This is a genomic window from Stenotrophomonas sp. YJH_SMC_21 (genome assembly GCF_059369555.1).
Map to the genome: position 1 here is coordinate 185,166 of NZ_JCAFSU010000002.1, position 20,664 is coordinate 205,829.

General features: G+C 65.9%; 22 protein-coding genes. 11 read left to right on the forward strand and 11 right to left on the reverse strand.

The window, feature by feature from the left end; genetic code table 11:
* Positions 1-42: 42 nt before the first annotated feature.
* Positions 43-1,197, forward strand: coding sequence for a phospholipase A (locus AC5P67_RS03715; RefSeq protein WP_005413953.1), 1,155 nt, complete (start codon positions 43-45; stop codon positions 1,195-1,197).
* Positions 1,197-1,538 (forward strand): arsenate reductase (glutaredoxin), encoded by a 342-nt coding sequence (gene arsC / locus AC5P67_RS03720; protein ID WP_024956646.1) that lies wholly within the window; start codon positions 1,197-1,199, stop codon positions 1,536-1,538. The genes AC5P67_RS03715 and arsC overlap by 1 nt, the downstream gene beginning before the upstream one ends.
* A gap of 172 nt (positions 1,539-1,710) precedes the next feature.
* Here arsC and AC5P67_RS03725 read toward each other — a convergent pair whose 3' ends face one another.
* The 3 genes from AC5P67_RS03725 to AC5P67_RS03735 all read right to left on the reverse strand — a co-directional run bounded on the left by AC5P67_RS03725 (position 1,711) and on the right by AC5P67_RS03735 (position 4,387).
* Positions 1,711-2,346 (reverse strand): glutathione S-transferase family protein, encoded by a 636-nt coding sequence (locus AC5P67_RS03725; protein WP_012480793.1) that lies wholly within the window; start codon positions 2,344-2,346, stop codon positions 1,711-1,713.
* Positions 2,347-2,404: 58 nt separating this feature from the next.
* Positions 2,405-2,743 (reverse strand): hypothetical protein, encoded by a 339-nt coding sequence (locus AC5P67_RS03730; RefSeq protein ID WP_005410295.1) that lies wholly within the window; start codon positions 2,741-2,743, stop codon positions 2,405-2,407.
* A 126-nt stretch (positions 2,744-2,869) separates the two neighbouring features.
* On the reverse strand, positions 2,870-4,387 hold the full coding sequence (locus AC5P67_RS03735) for a fumarate hydratase (RefSeq protein ID WP_005410296.1): 1,518 nt from the start codon (positions 4,385-4,387) through the stop codon (positions 2,870-2,872).
* A 145-nt stretch (positions 4,388-4,532) separates the two neighbouring features.
* On the opposite strand from AC5P67_RS03735, the gene AC5P67_RS03740 reads away from it, so the two are divergent.
* The 4 genes from AC5P67_RS03740 (at position 4,533) to AC5P67_RS03755 (ending at position 8,889) form a co-directional block, all read left to right on the forward strand.
* Entirely contained in the window at positions 4,533-5,429 is an 897-nt protein-coding gene (locus tag AC5P67_RS03740) for an RNA polymerase sigma-70 factor (protein ID WP_012480795.1), read from the forward strand.
* Positions 5,430-5,465: 36 nt separating this feature from the next.
* Complete coding sequence (locus tag AC5P67_RS03745) at positions 5,466-5,918, forward strand: carboxymuconolactone decarboxylase family protein (protein WP_005413960.1); 453 nt, start codon at positions 5,466-5,468, stop codon at positions 5,916-5,918.
* Between the two features lie 239 nt (positions 5,919-6,157).
* The gene (locus AC5P67_RS03750; RefSeq protein ID WP_024956642.1) at positions 6,158-8,029 is read left to right on the forward strand and encodes an ABC transporter ATP-binding protein; all 1,872 of its coding nucleotides are present in this window, start codon (positions 6,158-6,160) and stop codon (positions 8,027-8,029) included.
* A gap of 80 nt (positions 8,030-8,109) precedes the next feature.
* The gene (locus AC5P67_RS03755; protein WP_005410300.1) at positions 8,110-8,889 is read left to right on the forward strand and encodes a ferredoxin--NADP reductase; all 780 of its coding nucleotides are present in this window, start codon (positions 8,110-8,112) and stop codon (positions 8,887-8,889) included.
* Between the two features lie 76 nt (positions 8,890-8,965).
* Here the strand turns inward: AC5P67_RS03755 and AC5P67_RS03760 are convergent, their stop codons facing one another.
* On the reverse strand, positions 8,966-9,445 hold the full coding sequence (locus AC5P67_RS03760) for a glutathione peroxidase (RefSeq protein WP_065183474.1): 480 nt from the start codon (positions 9,443-9,445) through the stop codon (positions 8,966-8,968).
* A gap of 130 nt (positions 9,446-9,575) precedes the next feature.
* On the opposite strand from AC5P67_RS03760, the gene AC5P67_RS03765 reads away from it, so the two are divergent.
* Positions 9,576-11,744 (forward strand): M3 family metallopeptidase, encoded by a 2,169-nt coding sequence (locus tag AC5P67_RS03765; protein WP_005410302.1) that lies wholly within the window; start codon positions 9,576-9,578, stop codon positions 11,742-11,744.
* A 202-nt stretch (positions 11,745-11,946) separates the two neighbouring features.
* Here the strand turns inward: AC5P67_RS03765 and AC5P67_RS03770 are convergent, their stop codons facing one another.
* The 4 genes from AC5P67_RS03770 to AC5P67_RS03785 form a co-directional block, all read right to left on the reverse strand.
* Entirely contained in the window at positions 11,947-12,708 is a 762-nt protein-coding gene (locus tag AC5P67_RS03770; protein WP_012480798.1) for a hypothetical protein, read from the reverse strand.
* A 142-nt stretch (positions 12,709-12,850) separates the two neighbouring features.
* Positions 12,851-13,966: a cyclopropane fatty acyl phospholipid synthase gene (gene cfa, locus AC5P67_RS03775; protein WP_012480799.1), complete on the reverse strand. Its 1,116-nt coding sequence runs from the start codon at positions 13,964-13,966 to the stop codon at positions 12,851-12,853.
* Between the two features lie 19 nt (positions 13,967-13,985).
* Positions 13,986-14,867, reverse strand: coding sequence for a DUF3298 and DUF4163 domain-containing protein (locus AC5P67_RS03780; RefSeq protein ID WP_005410304.1), 882 nt, complete (start codon positions 14,865-14,867; stop codon positions 13,986-13,988).
* Positions 14,868-14,904: 37 nt separating this feature from the next.
* Positions 14,905-15,207, reverse strand: a complete 303-nt coding sequence (locus tag AC5P67_RS03785; protein ID WP_005410305.1) for a GNAT family N-acetyltransferase — start codon at positions 15,205-15,207, stop codon at positions 14,905-14,907.
* Positions 15,208-15,416: 209 nt separating this feature from the next.
* Between AC5P67_RS03785 and AC5P67_RS03790 the strand changes: the two genes are divergently transcribed.
* Positions 15,417-15,578, forward strand: coding sequence for a hypothetical protein (locus AC5P67_RS03790; protein ID WP_005413966.1), 162 nt, complete (start codon positions 15,417-15,419; stop codon positions 15,576-15,578).
* A gap of 55 nt (positions 15,579-15,633) precedes the next feature.
* On the opposite strand, the gene AC5P67_RS03795 is transcribed toward AC5P67_RS03790, so the two are convergent.
* Together AC5P67_RS03795 and AC5P67_RS03800 are read right to left on the reverse strand one after the other, a co-directional pair.
* Positions 15,634-16,260 (reverse strand): rhomboid family intramembrane serine protease, encoded by a 627-nt coding sequence (locus AC5P67_RS03795; protein ID WP_005410307.1) that lies wholly within the window; start codon positions 16,258-16,260, stop codon positions 15,634-15,636.
* A 7-nt stretch (positions 16,261-16,267) separates the two neighbouring features.
* Entirely contained in the window at positions 16,268-17,833 is a 1,566-nt protein-coding gene (locus tag AC5P67_RS03800; protein ID WP_005413967.1) for a POT-type proton-dependent oligopeptide transporter, read from the reverse strand.
* 163 nt (positions 17,834-17,996) lie between these two features.
* Here AC5P67_RS03800 and AC5P67_RS03805 point away from each other — a divergent pair, with 163 nt between their 5' ends.
* On the forward strand, positions 17,997-18,845 hold the full coding sequence (locus AC5P67_RS03805) for an endonuclease/exonuclease/phosphatase family protein (RefSeq protein ID WP_043034725.1): 849 nt from the start codon (positions 17,997-17,999) through the stop codon (positions 18,843-18,845).
* A 118-nt stretch (positions 18,846-18,963) separates the two neighbouring features.
* Here AC5P67_RS03805 and AC5P67_RS03810 read toward each other — a convergent pair whose 3' ends face one another.
* The gene (locus AC5P67_RS03810) at positions 18,964-19,575 is read right to left on the reverse strand and encodes a superoxide dismutase (protein WP_005410310.1); all 612 of its coding nucleotides are present in this window, start codon (positions 19,573-19,575) and stop codon (positions 18,964-18,966) included.
* A gap of 221 nt (positions 19,576-19,796) precedes the next feature.
* On the opposite strand from AC5P67_RS03810, the gene AC5P67_RS03815 reads away from it, so the two are divergent.
* Together AC5P67_RS03815 and AC5P67_RS03820 are read left to right on the forward strand one after the other, a co-directional pair.
* Positions 19,797-20,249: a guanyl-specific ribonuclease gene (locus tag AC5P67_RS03815; protein ID WP_005410311.1), complete on the forward strand. Its 453-nt coding sequence runs from the start codon at positions 19,797-19,799 to the stop codon at positions 20,247-20,249.
* Positions 20,249-20,662: a barstar family protein gene (locus tag AC5P67_RS03820; RefSeq protein ID WP_005410312.1), complete on the forward strand. Its 414-nt coding sequence runs from the start codon at positions 20,249-20,251 to the stop codon at positions 20,660-20,662. The genes AC5P67_RS03815 and AC5P67_RS03820 overlap by 1 nt, the downstream gene beginning before the upstream one ends.
* Positions 20,663-20,664: the final 2 nt, after the last annotated feature.

The following is a 20,664-nucleotide window of genomic DNA, read 5'->3' on the forward strand; positions in this document are numbered from 1 at the left end:
CCACACTGTGCGATTCCCGTATTCACCTAAGGGCCTGCTGCAATGACCCTGTCTCCGCTGCTTCCCCGTCTCGCGCCGCTGGCGCTGGCCCTGGCCAGTGCGCCGCTGGCCGCGCAGGAGTTCGCGCCCAGCGCCGAAGCCTCGCCGGCCGCGTGCGCGGCGATTACCACCGATGCTGCCCGCCTGGCCTGTTATGACCGCCAGTTCGGCCGTACCCCGCAGGCCACTGCCGAGGCCGACGCTGCGGCCGAGGCGGCCGCGCAGGCCCGTCGCGAAGAACGTCAGACTGCACGCGTGAGCCAGGGCGAAGAGAAGCTGCGCGAGCGGGTCAGCGATCTGTTCCGTCCAGCAGCCCCTGACAGCGCACTGGCCAATGCTGGCCGCGGTTCGCTGCTGGACAGCCGCTGGGAACTGGCCGAGGACTCCAAGCTGGGCCCGTTCCAGCTGCGCGCCTACAAGCCGGTGTACCTGCTGCCGGCGTTCTGGACCAGCGATCGCAACACCACGCCGCATTCGCCGAACCCGGCCAACACGGTCACCACGCCGCAGGTGCTGGACAGTGCCGAGCTGAAGTTCCAGATCAGTTTCAAGACCAAGATCGCCGAGAACCTGTTCGGCGACAACGGCGACATCTGGGCCGGCTACACCCAGAGCTCGCGCTGGCAGGCCTACAACGGCGAGGATTCACGCCCGTTCCGCGAAACCAATTACGAGCCGGAAGTGATGATGGTGTTCCGCAACGGCTACTCGATCGGTGGCTGGCGCGGGCGCATGACCGGCATCGCGCTGAACCACCAATCCAACGGCCGCGCCGACCCGCTTTCGCGCAGCTGGAACCGGGTGATGCTCAACATCGGCCTGGACCGCGAGAACTGGGCGCTGGTACTGCGCCCCTGGTACCGCATTCCCGAGACCCGCAGCGACGACAACAACCCGGACATCGAGGATTACATGGGCCGCGGTGATGCGACCCTGACCTGGAACCGCAACGGCCACGAAGTCTCGCTGATGGCGCGCCATTCGCTGCGCACCGGCAGCCGCTCGCACGGTGCCCTGCAGCTGGATTACGGTTTCCCGATCAGCAACCTGCTGCGCGGGCATGTGCAGGTGTTCGACGGTTATGGCGAAAGCCTGATCGACTACAACCACAAGGCCACCTACGTGGGCGTGGGCGTGTCGCTGCTGGAGTGGTTCTGATGCCCGTGACGATCTGGCACAACCCGGCCTGCAGCAACTCGCGCGGCGCATTGAAGCTGATACGTGATGCCGGCTTCGAGCCAGTGGTGATCGAGTATCTCGGCAATCCACCCGATGTGGCTACACTGCGCCAGGTGCTGGCCGAATCAGGATTGAGTGCACGTGATCTGGTGCGCAGCAAGGAAGCGCAGTTCGCCGAACTGGGCCTGGAAGGTGCGGACGAGGCCACGCTGCTGGCCGCGATGGCCGAACACCCGCGACTGATCAACCGCCCCGTGGTGCGCACGGACAAGGGCACACGCCTGTGCCGTCCACCGGAAACAGTGCTGGAAATCCTGTAACCCGCCTCGCCGCCGCGTAGCGGAGCGTGTTGGTAGAGTCGACTGTCAGTCGACTCCCTCCCCACCCTTCATATGCATCCGCGGAAAAGCCCGCACTGCGTGCGATAGTCGACTGACAGTCGACTCTACCCCAGCGCCCTCTTCTACCCGGATGCCCTCCCCCCCGGCTGGCTTACAGCCAGTCGGTGATGCCTTCGCGGCGGTACACCTCGGCGAACGCCGGGCGCGCCTTCATCGACGTGGCGTGCGCCTTCAGTACCGGCCAGGTGTCGGTGGGCCTGGGCATGTTGCGCGACCAGCGCATCAGCATCACCAGCATGTAGTCGACCACGCAGGGCGTGGCGCCCAGCAGGTAGGGGCCATGTGCATGCAGGTGCGCGGCCACATGCTGCCAGGCCGCTTCCAGGCGCTGCCGTGCCATGCCGCGGCTGGCCTCGATATTCGCCTCGCCCGCCATTTCGTGTGGATAGAACCAGGCTCGATAGGCCGGCTGCAGCGTATTGGCACACCAGAACATCCAGCGGTAGGCATCGGCGCGCTGCGGCGTGCCCAGCGCGGGCAGCAGGTTGGCGTCCGGATGGCGATCAGCCAGGTACAACGCAATGGCCGCCGCTTCGGTCAGTACCAGGCCATCGATCAGCAGTGTCGGCACCACACCGGCCGGATTCAGCGCCAGGTACTGCGCCGACTTGTGCTCGCGCGCGTCGAAATCCAGCAGCACCAGTTCATGCTCGATGCCCAGCTCGATCAGCAGCCAGTGCACCACCAGCGCGGCGGTACTGGTCGAACCATACAGCGTGGTGCTCATGCAGAAGATCCTGTACAGGTGGATCAGCCGATTATGCGCCCGCGCGCACGATCGTTGCTCAGCCGCAGCTGCTCATGCAGGAATCCCGGCGTTCGCCACAGGACATCATCGGCGCGCGCATCGTACAGTCATGCGTCTTCAGTTCGCAGGCATGGCGCAGGTCCGGGTTGTCCACGTCCTTGCAGCGCTTGTCCGGCGCCGGCACCATCCGCTGCTCGCAATTGCTCTGGCGGCTGCCGAGAGAGTCATTCTGCGCCATGCAGCTGCGATAGCCGGCCTGGCACTGCACGCGGCACTGCGCCGATGCAGGGAAATCCGCGCCTTCGTACGACGCTGGGGTGTTGCAGCCGGCCAGCGCCAGCAGCATGCCTACCACGATGAATCGATGCAGGGCCATGGACACGTCCTGTGCGAGGGTGTGCCGACCGTAGCAGAGCAAGGGCTACAGGCGCGTTAATCCCCCCCCCGGATACAACAACGGCGCCACACGGGCGCCGTTGTCTGGACCGAAGCGTGCGGGGAGTTACTCCACCACCACCGGAATCTTGCCGATGCGGGCCTGCCATTCGCGCGGGCCGGTCTTGTGCACCGATTCACCGGTGGAGTCGACTGCCACGGTCACCGGCATGTCCTGCACGGTGAACTCGTAGATCGCCTCCATGCCCAGGTCAGCGAAACCAACCACCTTGGCGGCCTTGATCGCCTTGGACACCAGGTAGGCCGAGCCACCGACGGCCATCAGGTAGGCCGACTTGTGCTTCTTGATCGCCTCGATCGCGGCCGGGCCGCGCTCGGCCTTGCCGACCATGCCCAGCAGGCCGGTCTGTGCCAGCACCTGCTCGGTGAACTTGTCCATGCGGGTGGCGGTGGTCGGGCCGGCCGGGCCCACCACTTCGTCGCGCACCGGATCGACCGGGCCGACGTAGTAGATGAAGCGGCCCTTCAGATCGACCGGCAGTTGCTCGCCCTTGTTGAGCATGTCGACCATGCGCTTGTGCGCGGCATCGCGGCCGGTCAGCAACTTGCCGTTGAGCAGCAGGGTCTGGCCCGGCTTCCAGCTGGCCACGTCTTCCGGCGTGATCGTGTCCAGGTCCACGCGGGTGCCCTTGGACGCGTCGTAGGTCAGCTTCGGCCAGTCTTCCAGCGACGGCGGGTCCAGCATCACCGGGCCGCTGCCATCGAGGGTGAAGTGCGCATGGCGGGTGGCCGCGCAGTTCGGGATCATCGCCACCGGCAGGTTGGCCGCGTGGGTCGGGTAGTCGTTGATCTTGATGTCGAGCACGGTGGTCAGGCCACCCAGGCCCTGCGCACCGATGCCCAGCGCGTTGACCTTCTCGTACAGCTCCAGGCGCAGCTCTTCGATGCGGTTGGACGCACCACGGGCCTGCAGCTCGGTGATGTCGATCGGCTCCATCAGCGCTTCCTTGGCCAGCAGCATCGCCTTCTCGGCGGTGCCACCGATGCCGATGCCGAGCATGCCCGGCGGGCACCAGCCGGCGCCCATGGTCGGCACGGTCTTCAGCACCCAGTCGACGATCGAGTCGGACGGGTTGAGCATGGCGAACTTGGTCTTCGCTTCCGAACCACCGCCCTTGGCGGCGACGATCACGTCGACCTTGTTGCCCGGCACCACCTTGACGTTGACCACGCCCGGGGTGTTGTCCTTGGTGTTGATGCGCTTGCCGGCCGGATCAGCCAGCACCGAAGCGCGCAGCTTGTTGTCCGGGTGCATGTAGGCACGGCGCACGCCTTCATTGGCCATGTCTTCCACGCCCATGGTGGCGTCGTCCCAGCGCACGTCCATGCCGATTTCCAGGAACACGGTGACGATGCCGGTGTCCTGGCAGATCGGACGGTGGCCTTCGGCGCACATCCGCGAATTGATCAGGATCTGGGCCATCGCTTCCTTCGCGGCCGGCGACTCCTCGCGCTCGTAAGCGGCGGCGAGGTTCTTGATGTAGTCGACCGGGTGGTAGTACGAGATGTACTGCAGCGCGTCGGCGATGGACTGGATGAGGTCTTCCTGCTTGATCGATGTCACGTCTTGCTCGCTTGCTCGAGGCTGGCGGGGTAATCCGCCCATTTTACCCCCTCCCCCGGCCCCGGGGTGGTAGTGCCGGCCGCTGGCCGGCAAGATTCCCCCGACGCTCTGTCACGCCACGCGCCACTGCGGCGTCCTTGCCCACATGAACGCCGAAAACGCTTTCCAGACCCACCGCCCGCGCCTGATGGCCCTGGCCTACCGCCTGCTTGGCAGCCGCGCCGACGCCGAAGACGTGGTCCAGGATGCCTGGCTGCGCTGGTCCGGCGCCGACCCGGCGGCCATCCGCGACCCCGAAGCCTGGCTGGTCACCACCACCACCCGGCTCGGCCTGGACCGGCTGCGCGCGGCCAAGCGCGAGCGCGTGCACTACGTCGGCCCATGGCTGGCCGAGCCGCTGGCGGTCACCCTGGAGCCCGACCCGGCGCCCGGCCCGGCCCAGCTGCATGCCCTGGCCGACGACGTTTCGGTCGCCTTCCTGACCCTGCTTGAACAGCTCGGCCCCGAGGAACGCGCCGCTTTCCTGCTGAAGGAGGCCTTCGACCACGACTACCGCGAGATCGCCGAGCTGATCGGCCACAGCGAGGCCAACTGCCGGCAGCTGGTGCACCGTGCCCGGCAGCGCCTGCAGGCCGGACGGCCGCGCTTCAACGCCGATGCCAGCCAGCACCGGCAGCTGCTGGCGCGCTTCATGGATGCCTCGCAGCGCGGCGACAGCGAGGCGATCCAGGCCCTGCTGCACACCAACGCGTTGCTGGTGTCCGACGGCGGCGGCGTGGTCACCGCAGCGGTGCGCCCGCTGCTGGGCGCCGAGCGCATCGGTCGCCTGTTCTGGGCCATTGCCCGCCGCGGCGCGGTGCATCCGGCGCAGTTGGGCTACGTCAACGGCGAGCCGGCGATCCTGCGCTTTGTGGGTGATCGCTTGCACTCGGTCACCACCATCGAGGTGGTCGATGGCCGCATCGCCAACGTGTACAGCGTGTTGAATCCGGAAAAGTTGCCGAAGGTTGTCACGCGCGGCGACGCTGCGGCGTCCTGGTAGTGAAAGGCGGCCATCGTGGCCGCCGTGGAGCCCCCGATGTCCAATCACACTTCTCCCCGCGTCCCCTACACCCGCCTGGCCGCCGAGGCCTTCAAGGGCCTGCTGGCCACCAGCCAGGCGGTGCATGACAGCTCGATCGATCCGACCCTGATGGAACTGGTGTTCCTGCGCGTGTCGCAGCTCAACGGCTGCGGCTACTGCATGGACATGCACGGCACGGCGCTGCGCAAGGGCGGCATCGAGCCGCGCAAGCTGGACACACTGCCGGCATGGCACGAGAGCCGCTTCTTCGACGAACGCGAGCGCGCGGCGCTGGGCTGGGCCGAGGCACTGACCCGGCTGACCGACGGCGCGCCGTCGCAGGCGGCGTTCGATGCACTGGCGCCGCACTTCGATGAGAAGGGCATCAGCGACCTGAGCATGGGCATCGCCGTGATCAATGCCTGGAACCGCCTCGGTGCGGGGTTGCTGCCGCCGCTGCCGGCCTGACCCACCCCGCCTTCGACAGTTCATCGGTGCTGCTGGTAGGTGTCGACCTTGGTCGACACGGTAGATCCACGCCATGCGTGGATGCGGGAGAGTCGGATCCCTTCGCTTCGCGAAGGGCCCTGACCCGCTGTGGGTCGCTGGGGTCAGAGCCCTTTGCCGCGCAAAGGGATCTGACCCCGGTGCCGGCCACACGCCTGCACTGACCCCCTCTGCACGTATCAGGCGCGCACAATACGCGCATGCCTGCTACCCCCACCGCTGGCGCTGCCGCCGCGAAGAAACCCAGCCTGCGCCAGCGCTTCAGGGCGATGCGCAACCTGCCGCCGTTCCTGCGCATGGTCTGGAAGACCAGTCCCGCGCTCACCCTGGCCAGCCTCGGGCTGCGCCTGATCCGCGCGCTGCTGCCGGTGGCGATGCTGTACGTCGGCAAGCTGATCATCGACAGCGCCCTGCACCTGAGCCAGCACGACGCGGGCTTCCCGCCGCTGGGCGAAGCGCTGTCCAGCGGCGTGCTGAATCCGCTGCTGGGCCTGCTGGCGCTGGAATTCGGCCTGGCCATCGCCTCGGACCTGCTCGGCCGGCTGGTCAGCTACGCCGATGCCCTGCTCTCCGAGCTGTTCGCCAACGTCACCAGCATCCGGCTGATGGAACACGCGGCGACGCTGGATCTGGAGGACTTCGAGGACCCGGACCTGCAGGACAAGCTGGACCGTGCGCGGCGCCAGACCATGGGCCGGATGAACCTGATGAGCCAGCTGTTCGGCCAGGTCCAGGACGCGATCACCGTGGCCAGCCTCGCCGTTGGCCTGCTGGTCTACGCACCGTGGCTGATCCTGCTGCTGGTGCTGGCACTGGTGCCGGCCTTCATCGGTGAATCGCACTTCAATGCGGCCGGTTACAGCCTCAACTTCCAGTGGACGCCCGAGCGCCGCCAGCTCGACTACCTGCGCCAGCTCGGTGCCAGCGTGGAAACGGCCAAGGAAGTGAAGATCTACAACCTGCACCGCTTCCTGGTGGAACGCTACCGGCGGCTGTCGGTGGCGCTGTTCCAGGCCAACCGTGCACTGGCCCGGCGCCGCGCGTTCTGGGGCACGCTGCTGGCTGCGCTGGGCACGCTGGGGTATTACACCGCCTACGCCTACATTGCCTGGCGCACGGTGCGCGGCGACTTTTCGATCGGCGACCTGACCTTCCTTGCCGGCAGCTTCCTGCGCCTGCGCCAGCTGCTGGAAGGCCTGCTGATCGGCTTCTCGCAGGTGGCCAGCCAGGCGCTGTACCTGGACGACCTGTTCTCGTTCTTCCAGATCGAGCCGGAAATCCACTCGCGTGAAGGCGCCATACGCGTGCCGCAGCCGATCCGCCAGGGCTTCGTGTTCGAGAACGTCGGCTTCCGCTATCCCGATGCCGAACAGTGGGCGGTGCGCCACCTCGATTTCCAGCTGCAGGCCGGCGAAGTGCTGGCCCTGGTCGGCGAGAACGGCGCGGGCAAGACCACGCTGGTGAAACTGCTGGCACGGCTGTACGAGCCGGACGAAGGCCGCATCCTGCTCGACGGCCGCGACCTGCGCGACTACGACCTGGACGACCTGCGCGCCAACCTCGGGGTGATCTTCCAGGACTTCGTGCGCTACAACCTCAGCGCCGGCGAGAACATCGGCGTCGGCCAGGTCGAGGCGATGGACGACCAGGCAAGAATCGCCGATGCCGCGCGACGAGGCATGGCCGAGGAAGTGATCGACGACCTGCCCGGCGGCTACGACCAGCTGATCGGGCGCCGCTTCAAGCAGGGCGTGGACCTGTCCGGTGGCCAGTGGCAGAAGATCGCCATTGCCCGCGCGTGGATGCGCAATGCGCAGGTGATGATCCTGGATGAGCCAACGGCAGCGCTGGACGCGCGCAGTGAGTTCGAAGTGTTCCAGCGGTTCAGGGAGCTGGCGGATAATCGTACGGCAGTGCTGATTTCCCACCGTTTCTCTTCGGTACGCATGGCCGATCGCATCCTGGTGCTGGCCGATGGCCGCATCGAGGCCAGCGGCACCCATGCGCAGCTGATGGCCCAGGGAGGACGGTACGCCGAGCTGTTCGAGCTGCAGGCGGCGGGTTACCGCTGAGAACGCCTCTCGTTCCGCCCAATGAGAACCCATCTCATTTGAGATAGAATCAACCCCGACGACTTTCGATAGATACGCCCATGTCCTCCGCTTTCGGCGCCGAAACGGTGCTTGAGGTCCGTCACTGGACCGATGCCTACTTCAGTTTCACCACTACCCGCGACAGCGGCTTCCGCTTCGAGAACGGCCAGTTCGTGATGATCGGCCTGGAAACCGAGGCACGGCCGCTGCTGCGCGCCTATTCCATCGCCAGCGCCAACTGGGAAGAGCACCTGGAGTTCTTCAGCATCAAGGTGCAGGACGGCCCGCTGACCTCGCGCCTGCAGCACATCAAGCCGGGCGACAAGGTGCTGGTCGGCAAGAAGCCCACCGGCACCCTGCTGATCAGCGACCTGCACCCGGGCAGGAACCTGTACCTGCTGGGCACGGGCACCGGCATGGCGCCGTGGCTGTCGGTCATCAAGGACCCGGAGACCTACGAGCGCTTCGAGAAGGTGATCCTCTGCCACGGCGTGCGCTACGAGAAGGATCTGGCCTACCGCGATTACTTCGAGAAGGAACTGCGTGAGCACGAGTTCCTGGGCGAGATGATCGGCGACAAGCTGCTGTACTACCCGGCCGTCACCCGCGAGCCGTTCGCCAACCAGGGCCGCCTGACCCAGCTGATGGAAAGCGGCCAGATGCAGCGCACCCTCGGCCTGCCGGAGCTGAGCCCGGAAAACGACCGCGCGATGATCTGCGGCAGCCCGCAGATGCTGGCTGATCTGCGCAGCGTGCTCGATGCCCGCGGCTTCCAGGTCTCGCCGCGCATCGGCCAGCCGGGTCACTACGTGTTCGAGCGCGCGTTCGTCGAGAAATGATGCTGTAACGGTAGTGCCGGCCGCTGGCCGGCTCTTCCTGGCACCACGGGGTTTCCGGCCAGCGACCGGCACTACCTCACAGCAGCGCTTCGATCGCGCTGCGCAGCTGTTCCGGCCTGGTGGTTGGCGCAAAGCGCGCAGCCACCCGCCCTTGGCGATCGACCAGGAACTTGCTGAAATTCCACTTGATGCGGGCGCTACCCAGCAGGCCGCGCTTCTCGCGTGACAGCCATACCCACAACGGATCAGCCCCCTCGCCGTTGACCTCGATCTTCTCCGAAAGCGGGAAGCTGACCGGATAATCCAGCGAACAGAACTGGCGGATCTGCGCGGCGTCCCCCGGCTCCTGCGCGCCGAACTGGTTGCATGGGAAGCCGATCACCACCAGGCCACGCTCGCGATACTCCTGCCACAGCTGTTCCAGCCCGGTGTACTGCGGGGTGAAGCCACAGCGGCTGGCGACATTGACCAGCAACAGCGGGTGACCCCGGTACCCGGCGAGGGCCTGTGGCTGGCCGTCGAGGTCGCGGAAGCTGAAATCGTAGGCAGTGGTCATGGCGGTGAACCGTGGGCGGTGAATGCATGGTACCCGCGCCCGGCCGCGGCAACATGCCTTTTGACACAAGTGCGGGCGCCGCCGGCCGGGTTACCCTCGGGCCCTTGTTTGCCTTACCGGAGTTCCTGCCTTGACCACCCGCCTTGCCCTTGCCGTGGCCATGTCCCTCGGCCTTGCCCTGCCCGCCTTCTCGGCCGGCGCCGCCACCCCGGCCGCCAGCAGCACCGCCCAGCAGGCCAATCCGTTCTTCGCCGAAAGCCCGCTGCCGCTGCACTTCCCGCAGTTCGACAAGATCAAGGACAGCGACTTCGCCCCGGCCTTCGACGCCGGCATGGCGCAGCAGCTGAAGGAAGTGGAGGCCATCGCCAACAACAAGGCCAAGCCGACCTTCGACAACACCATCATCGCCCTGGAAAAGAGCGGTGACATCCTCGACCGCGCGACCACCGTGTTCTTCAGCCTGGTCGGTGCCGACACCAACGACACCCGCAAGAAGCTGCAGGCCGACTACTCGGCGAAGTTCGCCGCGCACAGCGATGCGATCGCGCTGAACGGCAAGCTGTTCGCCCGCATCCAGGCGCTGTACGACACCCGCAGCCAGCTGGGCCTGGACGCCGAAGGCGTGCGCCTGGTCGAGAAGTACTACGACAACTACGTGCGCGCAGGCGCCAAGCTGTCCGACGCCGACAAGGCCAAGCTGAAGGAGATGAACGCCGAGCTGGCCAACCTGGGTACCAAGTTCAGCCAGAACGTGCAGTCGGAGGTGAACGCTTCGGCGATCACCGTCGACGACGTCAAGCAACTGGACGGCCTGTCCAAGGAGCAGATCGCCGCCGCCGCCGAAGCCGCCAAGGCCCGCGGCCAGGACGGCAAGTACGTGATCACCCTGCTCAACACCACCGGCCAGCCGCCGCTGACCAACCTGGCCAACCGCGCCCTGCGCCAGAAGATCTACGAAGCATCGGTGAGCCGCGGCAGCCGCGGCGGTGAGTTCGACAACACCGCGCTGGTCTCGCGCATCATGCAGCTGCGCGCCGACAAGGCCAAGCTGATGGGCTTCCCGAACTTCGCCGCCTACAACCTGACCAACCAGACCGCCAAGACCCCCGAAGCGGTCAACGCGATGCTGGGCAAGCTGGCCCCGGCCGCGGTGGCCAACGCCAAGCGTGAAGCCGCCGACCTGCAGGCGATGATCGACCAGGAACAGAAGGCCGCTGGCAAGCCGACGTTCAAGCTGGAACCGTGGGACTGGGCCTTCTACAGCGAGAAGGTGCGCCAGGCCAAGTACAACTTCGACGAGTCGCAGCTGAAGCCGTACTTCGAAATGAAGAACGTGCTGGAGAACGGCGTGTTCTACGCCGCGGGCCAGGAATTCGGCCTGACCTTCAAGCAGCGCACCGACCTGCCGGTCTACCACGATGACGTCACCGTCTACGACGTGTTCGACGCCGACGGCAGCCAGCTGGCGATCTTCATCTTCGACCCGTATGCACGCGCCTCCAAGCGCGGTGGCGCGTGGATGAACTCCTACGTCTCGCAGTCCAAGCTGACCGGCTTCAAGCCGGTGGTCGCCAATCACCTGAACATTCCGAAGCCGCCGGCCGGCCAGCCGACCCTGCTGACCTGGGACGAGGTGAACACCACGTTCCACGAGTTCGGCCACGCCCTGCACGGCATGTTCTCCAACGTGAAGTACCCGTACTTCTCGGGCACCTCGGTGCCGCGTGACTTCGTCGAGTTCCCCTCGCAGGTCAACGAGATGTGGGCCGACAACCCGGTCATCCTGAAGAACTACGCCAAGCACTACCAGAATGGTTCGGCGATGCCGCAGGCACTGCTGGACAAGGTGCTGGCGGCAGCCAAGTTCAACCAGGGCTTCGCTACCACCGAGTACCTGGGTGCGGCCATGCTGGACCAGCGCTGGCACCAGATCGGCGCCGACCAGGTGCCGGCCGCCAAGGACGTGATGGCCTTCGAGCGCGCCGCGCTGGAGAAGGACGGCATCTACTACGCGCCGGTGCCGCCGCGCTACAAGACCCCGTACTTCAGCCACATCATGGGCGGCTATTCGGCCGGTTACTACGCCTACATCTGGTCGGAAGTGCTCGACGCCAACACCCAGAAGTGGTTCAAGGACAACGGCGGCCTGAGCCGCAAGAACGGCGACCACTTCCGCGCCACCCTGCTGTCCAAGGGCGGCAGCGTCGACGCGATGCAGCTGTTCCGCGATTTCGCCGGCCACGAGCCGCAGATCGAACCGCTGCTGGAAAAGCGTGGCCTGACCGGCGCCGGCAACTGATCGCCCGCGCAGTAGCCTGAAACGAAAAACCGCCCGGGAAACCGGGCGGTTTTTTTGTTGGGACATCCACGCATGGCGTGGATCTACTGGTGGGTGCCGACCGTTGGTCGGCACGATCCATTCGCGCCACGAACCCCGGCATCATCGATCCACACATGACGCACTCCAGTAGATCCGCGCCATGCGTGGATGCGCTTCCAGATCAGCGCCGAAACAGTCGCTCCCACCACCGTCGTTTCGGCGCACCGGGCGCGGCAGCGGCAGTCGATGCGATATCCGGGTGCGCTGCCACGAACTCCGCCAGCTGGGCCGCCGCGGCTTCCGCATAAAGGATCGCGCCATCCGGCGCGCAGTTCAGCAGATTGCTCAAGCTGGTCGATGCATTGAGATCCATCGGGTTCGGCTCGACCACCTCGCTGGCCTCCAGCAATCCGCATCCGCTGGCGATCGCTTCATCGACAACACGCCAGAAAACGACCAGGCGTCCATCGGAGAACAGCTCCTCCAGGCGCGCAGCAAGTGCGCTGTCCACTGCATAATCAGCGCGTAATTGCTTCAGCCGGGCATGCGTGATGAACACGCCACCACCATAGTTTTCACGTAGATGGTTGCCGGCGGCAGCATCCGCCCACTGCAACGGCACCAGTTGCCGCCAGTCCGCGAAATACCGGGCGACCACCGGATCGTCGATGAAAAACGAAAGGGCGCTCCCGCGGAGATAGTGATACCGCCGAAGGTGGCCGGCCACGATCGCCAGGTACAAAGCGTGCCCCTTCTCGAAAGGCACGTCGGCGCTGATCGAGCGAGCCTCGTCGATGCGTTCCTGCAACTGCTCCATGTAGAACGGCTCGATCCGGAACCGCTGTTGCAGCGCCTCGACCAGCGTCACGTCCTCCAGAGCACGGAAATAGATGTCACGGATCTCCGAATCCGCGACTGGATGGTAGGTGATGTCCCAACCCATGCTGCAACGCCTTCAGGAATGCGGTAACCCCGCCGACCCAACAGCGTAGCGTCGACGACGCCCACGCGCGGCGCTGACCGTGCAACACACGGATTTGGCGTCAGTAAGTATCGCATCCGGCCTGATCTACCCCTGCGCACCCTCAGCGTGGCGCCACGTACCCACCCGGTACGCCTTCCGGCGACAGCACCAGCTGCCACAGCTGCGCGTGCCGGCAGCGGAAGGTGGCCATCGATCCGGCCAGGTAGAACCGCCACATGCGGCGGAAATGCTCGTCGTAGCGCGCGTCCAGCTGCGGCCACGCCGCTTCCACGTTGCGTCGCCAAGCCTGCAGGGTGAGGTCGTAGTCGGTGCCGAAGTTGTGCCAGTCCTCCAGCACGAAGCGCCCTTCGAACGCCTTGCTGATCTGCACCGCCGACGGCAGCATTGAATTGGGGAAGATGTAGCGCGCGATCCACGGATCGGTGCGATGCCGCGAGATGTTGGTGCCGATGGTGTGCAGCAGCAGCAACCCGCGCGAAGACAGGCAGCGCCTGGCCACCTCGAAGAAACTGGCGTAGTTCTTGTCGCCGACATGCTCGAACATGCCGATCGAGAAGATCGCATCGAACGGCTCATCCAGTTCGCGATAGTCCTGCAGGCGGATCTCGATCGGCAGGCCGGCGCACAGTTCGCGTGCGAACCCGGCCTGTTCCTGCGAAATGGTCACGCCGACGCCGGTGACGCCGTAGCGCTCTGCTGCGAACTTCAGGGCTTCACCCCAGCCACAGCCGATGTCCAGCACACGCTGCCCGGGGCGCAGCCCCAGCTTGCGGCAGACCAGGTCCAGCTTGGCCTCCTGCGCGGCATCGAGATCACCGGCATTGCGCCAGTAGCCGCAGCTGTACACCAGGCGTTGGCCGAGCATGGCCTGGTAGAGGTCGTTGCCAAGATCGTAGTGGCGGCGGCCCACTTCGTAGCTGCCCTGCCCGACCTGCAGGTTGAACAGGCGCGCCTTCAGCGCATCGGCCACTTCGCGCCAACCGTGCACCCGTTCATCCAGGTGTGCCTGCATCAGGTGGACGAGGAATTCATCGAGGACGTTGGCATCCCACCAACCGTCCATGTAGCTCTCGCCGAGGCCAAGCGAGCCGTGCGCCATGACCCGCGCGAAAAAGCGCGGGTCATGCACCTGGATGTCCTGTGGCTGGGTGCCGCCGATGCGGACCCCGGCTTCCTGCAGCAGGCCGGCGACCCGCTCCTGCAACCCTGTATCCACGCCACCTCCTCGACTGCGGTCAACCGCGTGCGAACAGCTCCACGTAGTCCTTGGCCACGTGCGGCAACAGCACCGCCGCCGGTACGTCGGCGGTCTGGGTGCCGTCCGAGTATGGACCCACCTGGTACGGCGGGAAAACAAAGCGCAGCGCGGTGATCTGCCCCTTGTCGTTGGTCAGCGGCTGGAACTGGCTGAAATTGTCGGCCTGGGGGCCGGTACCGTCGGCGATCATGCGCGATGCGTTACGCAGCGATTCCTGCAGCTGGGCCGGGTCCATGTCCTCGCCACTGAGGCGGGTGGCCACGCGTTCGCGCAGCTGGTCGGCGACGAAATCACTGATCGCCTTCCAGCCCTTGGCATCGGCCACCAGCTTGTCGGCACTGAGCATCTGCTGCTGCGCCGGCAGCCACACGAAACGCGCCACCAGCGGCTCGCCGTGGGCGCCACCGGTATAGCGGCTGCCATCGGCACTGACCACCACCAGCTGCGGCGTTTCCAGCAGCTTCTCGAAGCTCAGCGACAGTTCGTAGGGCATGGTCGGCTTGTCATTGCCGAGCCCGTCCAGTGCCTGCTGCAGGTCGCTGCGTGCGCTGGTTGCGTAGTTCTGCAGCGCGCGCGCCAGGCCCGGGTAGCGATCGATGCCGGCCGGGTAGCTGATGCCCACCACTTCGCGCTCGTTGTTCTCGATCACGTCGCGCAGGTCCAGCGGCGCTTCCGTGGCCGGCGTTTCACCTGCGGCAGTGGCCTCGGCGGCGGGGGCCGCGTCGGTCGCCGGTGCCGGCTCGCTTTCACGCTGGCAACCGGCCAGCAACAGCACGCCCACCACGCCGGCCAGCACGCTGCCGTGCAATGGCCGGTTGTTTCCAATCTTCATCGGGATCCCCTGTTCATGTTTGTACATCATCGCCTGCCATGGCTGAAGCGTGGCCCGCTGGCATTCAGCCAGCGAGCAGGTCGTGGTACTCCTCGTGCCGCTGCAGGAAGGCTTCGGCGTAGGAACATGCCGGCACCACCTTGTACTTCTGCTCGCGGGCAAAGCGCAGTGCCACGCGGGTCAGCTCACCTGCGATGCCACGGCCGGCAATCGGCTCGGGTACCTCGGTGTGGGTGATGACCATGCGCCTGCGTTTGATCTGGTAATCGAGCACCGCCAGCTGTCCGCGCACACGGGCGGTGAAGCGATGGTTGGCCAGGTCGTGTTCGACCTCGTAGGCCAGACCGGGGGGCGTGACCGAAGCCATGGAACTGTCTCCTGCGGCGACTGCGTGGATGGTGCGCAGCCGGGCGCCATGATCGCGTGAAGCCTGAACAGGGGCAAGTCCAATCCATTCACGTCAGTTTTCGACCCTCAAGCTGGAGCGAGGACGGCCGCTATCGCCTGTGGAGGGGTACGGCCATGCTGGCACGGCCCTTGCGACCGTTGATCATGCGCACCACCGCGGAGGCTCCGATGCACCCCAGCGATTCCCATTCCGACACCGACCGCGCCCTGCTGGAGGGCCTGCTGCAGCTGGCGGTGGAAGGGCAGACCGAAGATCAGGATTTCCAGCGCATCGGCGAAGAGGTATTCGCCCGCCTGCTGGACACCTACGGCCAGCAGACCCGCGCCTGACCAGGAGCGGGTCCCTGCCCCCGGGGTCGGATCCAGTGGATCCGACCCCAGCCCCTCAACCGCCGCCGAGACGGAAGGTCGGGTTGGAAAGCTCGCGCAGGAAGTGGGTGAAGATGCTCGGCTGCATGGCCAGCATGAAGATCACACCGAACGCCGCGCCCGCCAGGTGGGCGCTGTGGTTGATGCGATCACCACCGCGCTTGTCCATCCAGATGCTGTAGCCCACGTAGAACGCGGCATAGACAATGGCCGGTGCCGGGATGAAGAACACCAGGATGATCGACCACGGCTTGATCAGGATGAAGGCGAACAACACCGCCGACACCGCTCCGGACGCGCCCAGGCTGAGGTAGTTCGGGTTCTTCTGGTTCTTCAGGTAGCTGGGCAGGATCGAGACCAGCAGCGCACCGATGTAGAACGCCGGGTAGGTCAGGTAGCTGCCGGTCAGCTGCACCATCACGCTCTCGATGAATCCCCCGAAGAAGAACAGGGTGATCATGTTGAAGATCAGGTGCGACCAGTCGGCGTGGATGAAGCCATAGGTCACCAGCCGGTCGTACTGGCGGTGACGGTCGATGGCCGGCGGCCACAGGATCAGGCGGTCGGCCAGCTTGCGGTTGTTGAACGCCATCCACGACAGGAGGGCGGTGATGGCGATCAACAGCAGATTGACGGGGGTCATGTCAGGCTCAGGCGCTACGGTAGTTGTCGACCATACGATAGCGTTTCGCGTACCAACCGAAGGCCAACGCCGCGACGAAGGCGAAACCGGCGAAGAAGAACATCAGGAATGCCGCCTCGCTCAGGCCCGTACTGGCGATCTTGTGGGTCACCGCATCGTTGCGCACAGCAGCGTTGGACAGCAGCACCCACAGGTTGCCGATGGTGGTGGTCAGGTTCCAGAAGCTCATCACCACGCCCTTCATCGCCTGCGGCGCCTGGCTGTAGGCGAACTCCAGGCCGGTGGCCGAGACCAGCACCTCACCGAAGGTCAGCAGCGCATACGGCAGCATCTGCCAGAAGATCGACATGGCATTGCCACCGTCCATCACCACCTGGATGCCGCCGACCACGATCCAGGCCAGGCCGCTGAAGGCGATGCCGGCGGTCATGCGGCGCAGCGCGGTCGGCTCGAAGCCGAAGCGGCGCAGGGCCGGGTACAGCACCAGGTTGTTGAACGGAATCAGGATCATCACCAGCAGCGGGTTCAGCGCCTGCATCTGCGAGGCGGTGAACCAGCTCGGCATCTGCATCTGCTGGCCCTGCAGGACCCAGGTCGAGGCCTTCTGGTCGAACAGCGAGAAGAACGGCGTGGTCAGCGCGAAGATCACCAGCACGCGCAGCACCGAGCGCACGCCTTCAACCGCTTCGGCCGGATGCTGGCCACGGGCGCGATCGAGCTGCAGCCAGGTGCCACCGCCGATGCCCGCCAGGATCGACACCAGCGCCAGGCACAGGCAGATGACGATGCCCAGCGAGCCGACCAGGCCGAACGAGGCCGCTGCCAGCACCAGGCCGAGCACGGCGATCACCAGGCCCGGACGGCCCTGGCCGGCCACGCGCGTGGTCAGTGCGGTACGCACCACGTTGGCGAACGAATGCGGGTCCTTCGGCGGCAGCGGTACCAGCACGTAGCGCTTGCGACCCAGCCAGAACACGAAAGTGGCGATGAACATCAGGATGCCCGGGATGCCGAACGCCCACTGCGGGCCCCAGTTCTTCAGCACCAGCGGGATCAGCAGCGAGGCGAACAGCGAGCCGAAGTTGATGATCCAGTAGAAGGCGTCGAAAACGATCTTGGCCAGGTGCTTGTTGCTCTGGTCGAACTGGTCGCCCATGAACGAGGCCACCAGCGGCTTGATGCCACCGGCACCCAGCGCGATCAGGCCCAGGCCGAGGAAGAAGCCCTCGCGGCTGTTCTCGAACAGCGCCAGGCACAGATGGCCGGCACAGTAGACCAGGCTGAACCAGAGAATGGTGTGGTACTTGCCGAAGAACCTGTCGGCCAGCCAGCCTCCGAGCAGCGGGAAGAAATACACGCCGATCATGAAGCTGTGCATGATGTCCTTGGCTTCACCGGCACGGCCTTCCGCAGTGATTTCCTGCAGCAGCAGCGAGGTGATCAGGAACTGCACCAGGATGTTGCGCATCCCGTAGAAACTGAACCGCTCGCAGGCCTCATTGCCGATGATGTACGGGATCTGGCGCGGCATCTTTCCCTGGCCGGCGATGGGGGCAACTGCGTCGTGGCTCATCCTGTAAGGCAATCCTGCAAAGCGAAAGGCGCAAGGTTACCGGAAGCGGGGCTTGCGAAGCACGCTGCAGGGCTGCATGACAACGGTGCCAATCCGTGGCAGGCAACGTCACTACATGCCGGAAGTCACGGCACCTGCACGACAAAAGCGTAAACTTATCGTTATGCGCCCCCTCGCCCACGCCCGTCTCCTGCTCAGCTGTCTCGTGCTGCTGCTGGCGTTGCAGGCACAGGCGCGGCCGCAGGCACCGGCCGCCGCCAGCGGTGAGGCCGAGCCCCGGCAGCTGACCGTGGCCGCGCTGGAATTGCCCAGCCGCGATGATGCGCAGTGGAAGCAGCGCCGCGAACAGGTGGCGCACCTGCTCACCGAGCTGCAGCCGGACGTGATCTCCGTACAGCAGGTGCTGCAGCAGCAGGGCCGCAATCCGGCCTGCTGGCTGGCCAGCCGGCTGCGCTACAGCTGCGACTTCGTTACCGCCGATCCGCCCAGCCAGCCGTTGCGGCACGGCAACGCGATGCTGACCCGGCTGCCGGTCAGCGAGGATGGCGTGACCCTGCTGCACCCACCCGGCACCTTCAGCGCCGCCGGCATGATGCGGCTGAAGCTGGGCCAGGCGCTGGTAAACATCTATGTGGCACGGCTGCGCCCGGACCCGGACGAGGCCACTGCCCGCCAGCACCAGACCAGCGACCTGATGACCTGGATCGGCGCCACCGCCGAGGGCATGCCCAGCCTGATCGCCGGTGATTTCTCGGCAACCACCGTCGAGCTCGTGCGCAGTACCCCGGGGTTCCAGCCGGCCCGGCGCAATCCGGGTGGCCGCCCCGAGCCGCCGGCGGCCAGCGGCGGTGGCGCCAGTGGTCATGGCCTGGACGTGCTGTTCCAGGTCAAGCACTTCGGCGGCATCCGCCAGCAGCCGATCCTGCTGCCGGCCGACGGCGACCTGCCGGGCCTGCGTCTGGGCGTAATGGCCACCCTGCGCCTGCAGGGCGATGCGGCCACGGCCGAATAGGTAGTGCCGGCCGCTGGCCGGCATTCCAGGGCTGCCGGCCAGCGGCCGGCACTACCAATGCGGAAAACAAAAAGGCCGGGGTTTCCCCCGGCCTTTTCTGTTCATCCTGTTACCACGATCAGGCAATCGCTTCCTGGTAACGGCGCTCGACTTCGTTCCAGTCGATGACGTTGAAGAACGCGCCGATGTATTCCGGGCGGCGGTTCTGGTACTTCAGGTAGTACGCGTGTTCCCACACGTCCAGGCCGAGGATGGGGGTGTTGCCTTCCATCAGCGGGCTGTCCTGGTTGCCGGTGCTCTCGACCACCACCTTCTTGTCCGGAGTCACGCTCAGCCAGGCCCAGCCGCTGCCGAAACGGGTCAGCGCTGCCTTGGTGAAGGCGTCCTTGAACTTGTCGAAGCCGCCCAGGTCCTTGTCGATGGCCTTGGCCACGTCGCCCACCGGGTTACCGCCCGCGTTCGGTGCCATCACGGTCCAGAACAGCGAGTGGTTGGCATGGCCGCCACCGTTGTTGCGCACCGGACCCTGCAGGTTCTCCGGCAGCGACTTGAGCTTCTTCACCAGTTCTTCGACCGGCAGGTCAGCGTACTCGGTGCCTTCCAGCGCCGCGTTGACGTTGTTGATGTAGGTCTGGTGATGCTTGGTGTGATGGATTTCCATCGTCGCCGCATCGATATGCGGTTCCAGCGCGTCGTAGGCGTAGGACAGCTTGGGCAGGGTATAGGCCATGATGCATCTCCTGATTGCGAGGGCACCCGACGGTGTCGGGCGTTGCGCGGTGAATGATGGGGACAGACCGCCAGATTACCAAGGGGGATGTAAAGGAAATTGCGTCCTGCCGGTGAGCACGACGGCAATTGTTACGCAGCGGTGACGCGGCGCCGTCCTCATGCACCGTGCAGCGCGCAGGCGCTACAGTGCGAGCACCACCCTCGCCCGCTTCCTTGCCCATGCGCAACCCCCGGCTGCTGATCACCGCCATCGCCCTGCTGCTGCTCGGCCTGGTCGTCAACCATTTCATGCAGCGCCCGCCGGCGCCGCAGTTCGCGCCGGACCTGCAGGGTGCGACTGCCGCGCGCGCACCGGCCACGGCCACGCCCGGCAAGGGCAACGGTCTGCCCGCCTTCCTGCCCGCCGAAGCCCTGCAGACGATCGCGCTGATCCAGCGCGGCGGGCCGTTCCCGCACCGCCAGGATGGCAGCACCTTCGGTAACCGCGAACAGCAGCTGCCGCAGCGTCCGCGCGGTTACTACCGCGAATACACCGTGGACACCCCCGGCGCGCGCACCCGTGGCACGCGCCGCATCGTCACCGGCGGCGATCCGCCGGAGGCGTGGTACTACACCGACGACCACTACGAATCGTTCCGCAGCTTCACCGTACCGGCCCAGGGAGCGCAGTGATGAGCCACGATGATTTCGGCCTCGGCCTGCATGACATCAACAATGCCGGCGTCTACGCCATCGACAGCGACGACATCGGCGCACTGGCCGCAGCGATGCGCGATGCCGGCCTGAAGGTGATCCGCATCGACCTGGAAGGCGTCGCCGACAAACGCACCCTGCTCGCCCGGCTGGCGGCGCAGCTGGATTTCCCGGCTGGCTTCGGCGGCAACTGGGATGCACTGTCGGACAACCTTCGTGATCTGCAATGGCTGCCGGCCGACGGTTACGCGCTGTTCCTGGCCGACGTGGATACGTTGCGCGCCTCCACACAGAAGGATTTCGACACGTTGCTGGACGTGATGGACGAAGCCAGCCGCGACTGGGTCGGCCGCGACGTGCCGTTCTGGGTGTTCCTGTCGCAGAGCGCGTAGGG

Bases quoted from the DNA above. Each gene is read 5' to 3' on its own strand.
- AC5P67_RS03740 (WP_012480795.1), top strand. From the start codon at position 4,533: ATGAACGCCGAAAACGCTTTCCAGACCCACCGCCCGCGCCTGATGGCC.
- AC5P67_RS03810 (WP_005410310.1), bottom strand. From the start codon at position 19,575: ATGGCCTATACCCTGCCCAAGCTGTCCTACGCCTACGACGCGCTGGAA.
- AC5P67_RS03770 (WP_012480798.1), bottom strand. From the start codon at position 12,708: ATGGGTTGGGACATCACCTACCATCCAGTCGCGGATTCGGAGATCCGT.
- AC5P67_RS03715 (WP_005413953.1), top strand. From the start codon at position 43: ATGACCCTGTCTCCGCTGCTTCCCCGTCTCGCGCCGCTGGCGCTGGCC.
- AC5P67_RS03820 (WP_005410312.1), top strand. From the start codon at position 20,249: ATGAGCCACGATGATTTCGGCCTCGGCCTGCATGACATCAACAATGCC.
- AC5P67_RS03795 (WP_005410307.1), bottom strand. From the start codon at position 16,260: ATGACCCCCGTCAATCTGCTGTTGATCGCCATCACCGCCCTCCTGTCG.
- AC5P67_RS03790 (WP_005413966.1), top strand. From the start codon at position 15,417: ATGCACCCCAGCGATTCCCATTCCGACACCGACCGCGCCCTGCTGGAG.
- arsC (WP_024956646.1), top strand. From the start codon at position 1,197: ATGCCCGTGACGATCTGGCACAACCCGGCCTGCAGCAACTCGCGCGGC.
- AC5P67_RS03730 (WP_005410295.1), bottom strand. From the start codon at position 2,743: ATGGCCCTGCATCGATTCATCGTGGTAGGCATGCTGCTGGCGCTGGCC.
- AC5P67_RS03780 (WP_005410304.1), bottom strand. From the start codon at position 14,867: ATGTACAAACATGAACAGGGGATCCCGATGAAGATTGGAAACAACCGG.
- AC5P67_RS03805 (WP_043034725.1), top strand. From the start codon at position 17,997: ATGCGCCCCCTCGCCCACGCCCGTCTCCTGCTCAGCTGTCTCGTGCTG.
- AC5P67_RS03725 (WP_012480793.1), bottom strand. From the start codon at position 2,346: ATGAGCACCACGCTGTATGGTTCGACCAGTACCGCCGCGCTGGTGGTG.
- AC5P67_RS03800 (WP_005413967.1), bottom strand. From the start codon at position 17,833: ATGAGCCACGACGCAGTTGCCCCCATCGCCGGCCAGGGAAAGATGCCG.
- AC5P67_RS03745 (WP_005413960.1), top strand. From the start codon at position 5,466: ATGTCCAATCACACTTCTCCCCGCGTCCCCTACACCCGCCTGGCCGCC.
- AC5P67_RS03760 (WP_065183474.1), bottom strand. From the start codon at position 9,445: ATGACCACTGCCTACGATTTCAGCTTCCGCGACCTCGACGGCCAGCCA.
- AC5P67_RS03815 (WP_005410311.1), top strand. From the start codon at position 19,797: ATGCGCAACCCCCGGCTGCTGATCACCGCCATCGCCCTGCTGCTGCTC.
- AC5P67_RS03755 (WP_005410300.1), top strand. From the start codon at position 8,110: ATGTCCTCCGCTTTCGGCGCCGAAACGGTGCTTGAGGTCCGTCACTGG.
- AC5P67_RS03750 (WP_024956642.1), top strand. From the start codon at position 6,158: ATGCCTGCTACCCCCACCGCTGGCGCTGCCGCCGCGAAGAAACCCAGC.
- AC5P67_RS03785 (WP_005410305.1), bottom strand. From the start codon at position 15,207: ATGGCTTCGGTCACGCCCCCCGGTCTGGCCTACGAGGTCGAACACGAC.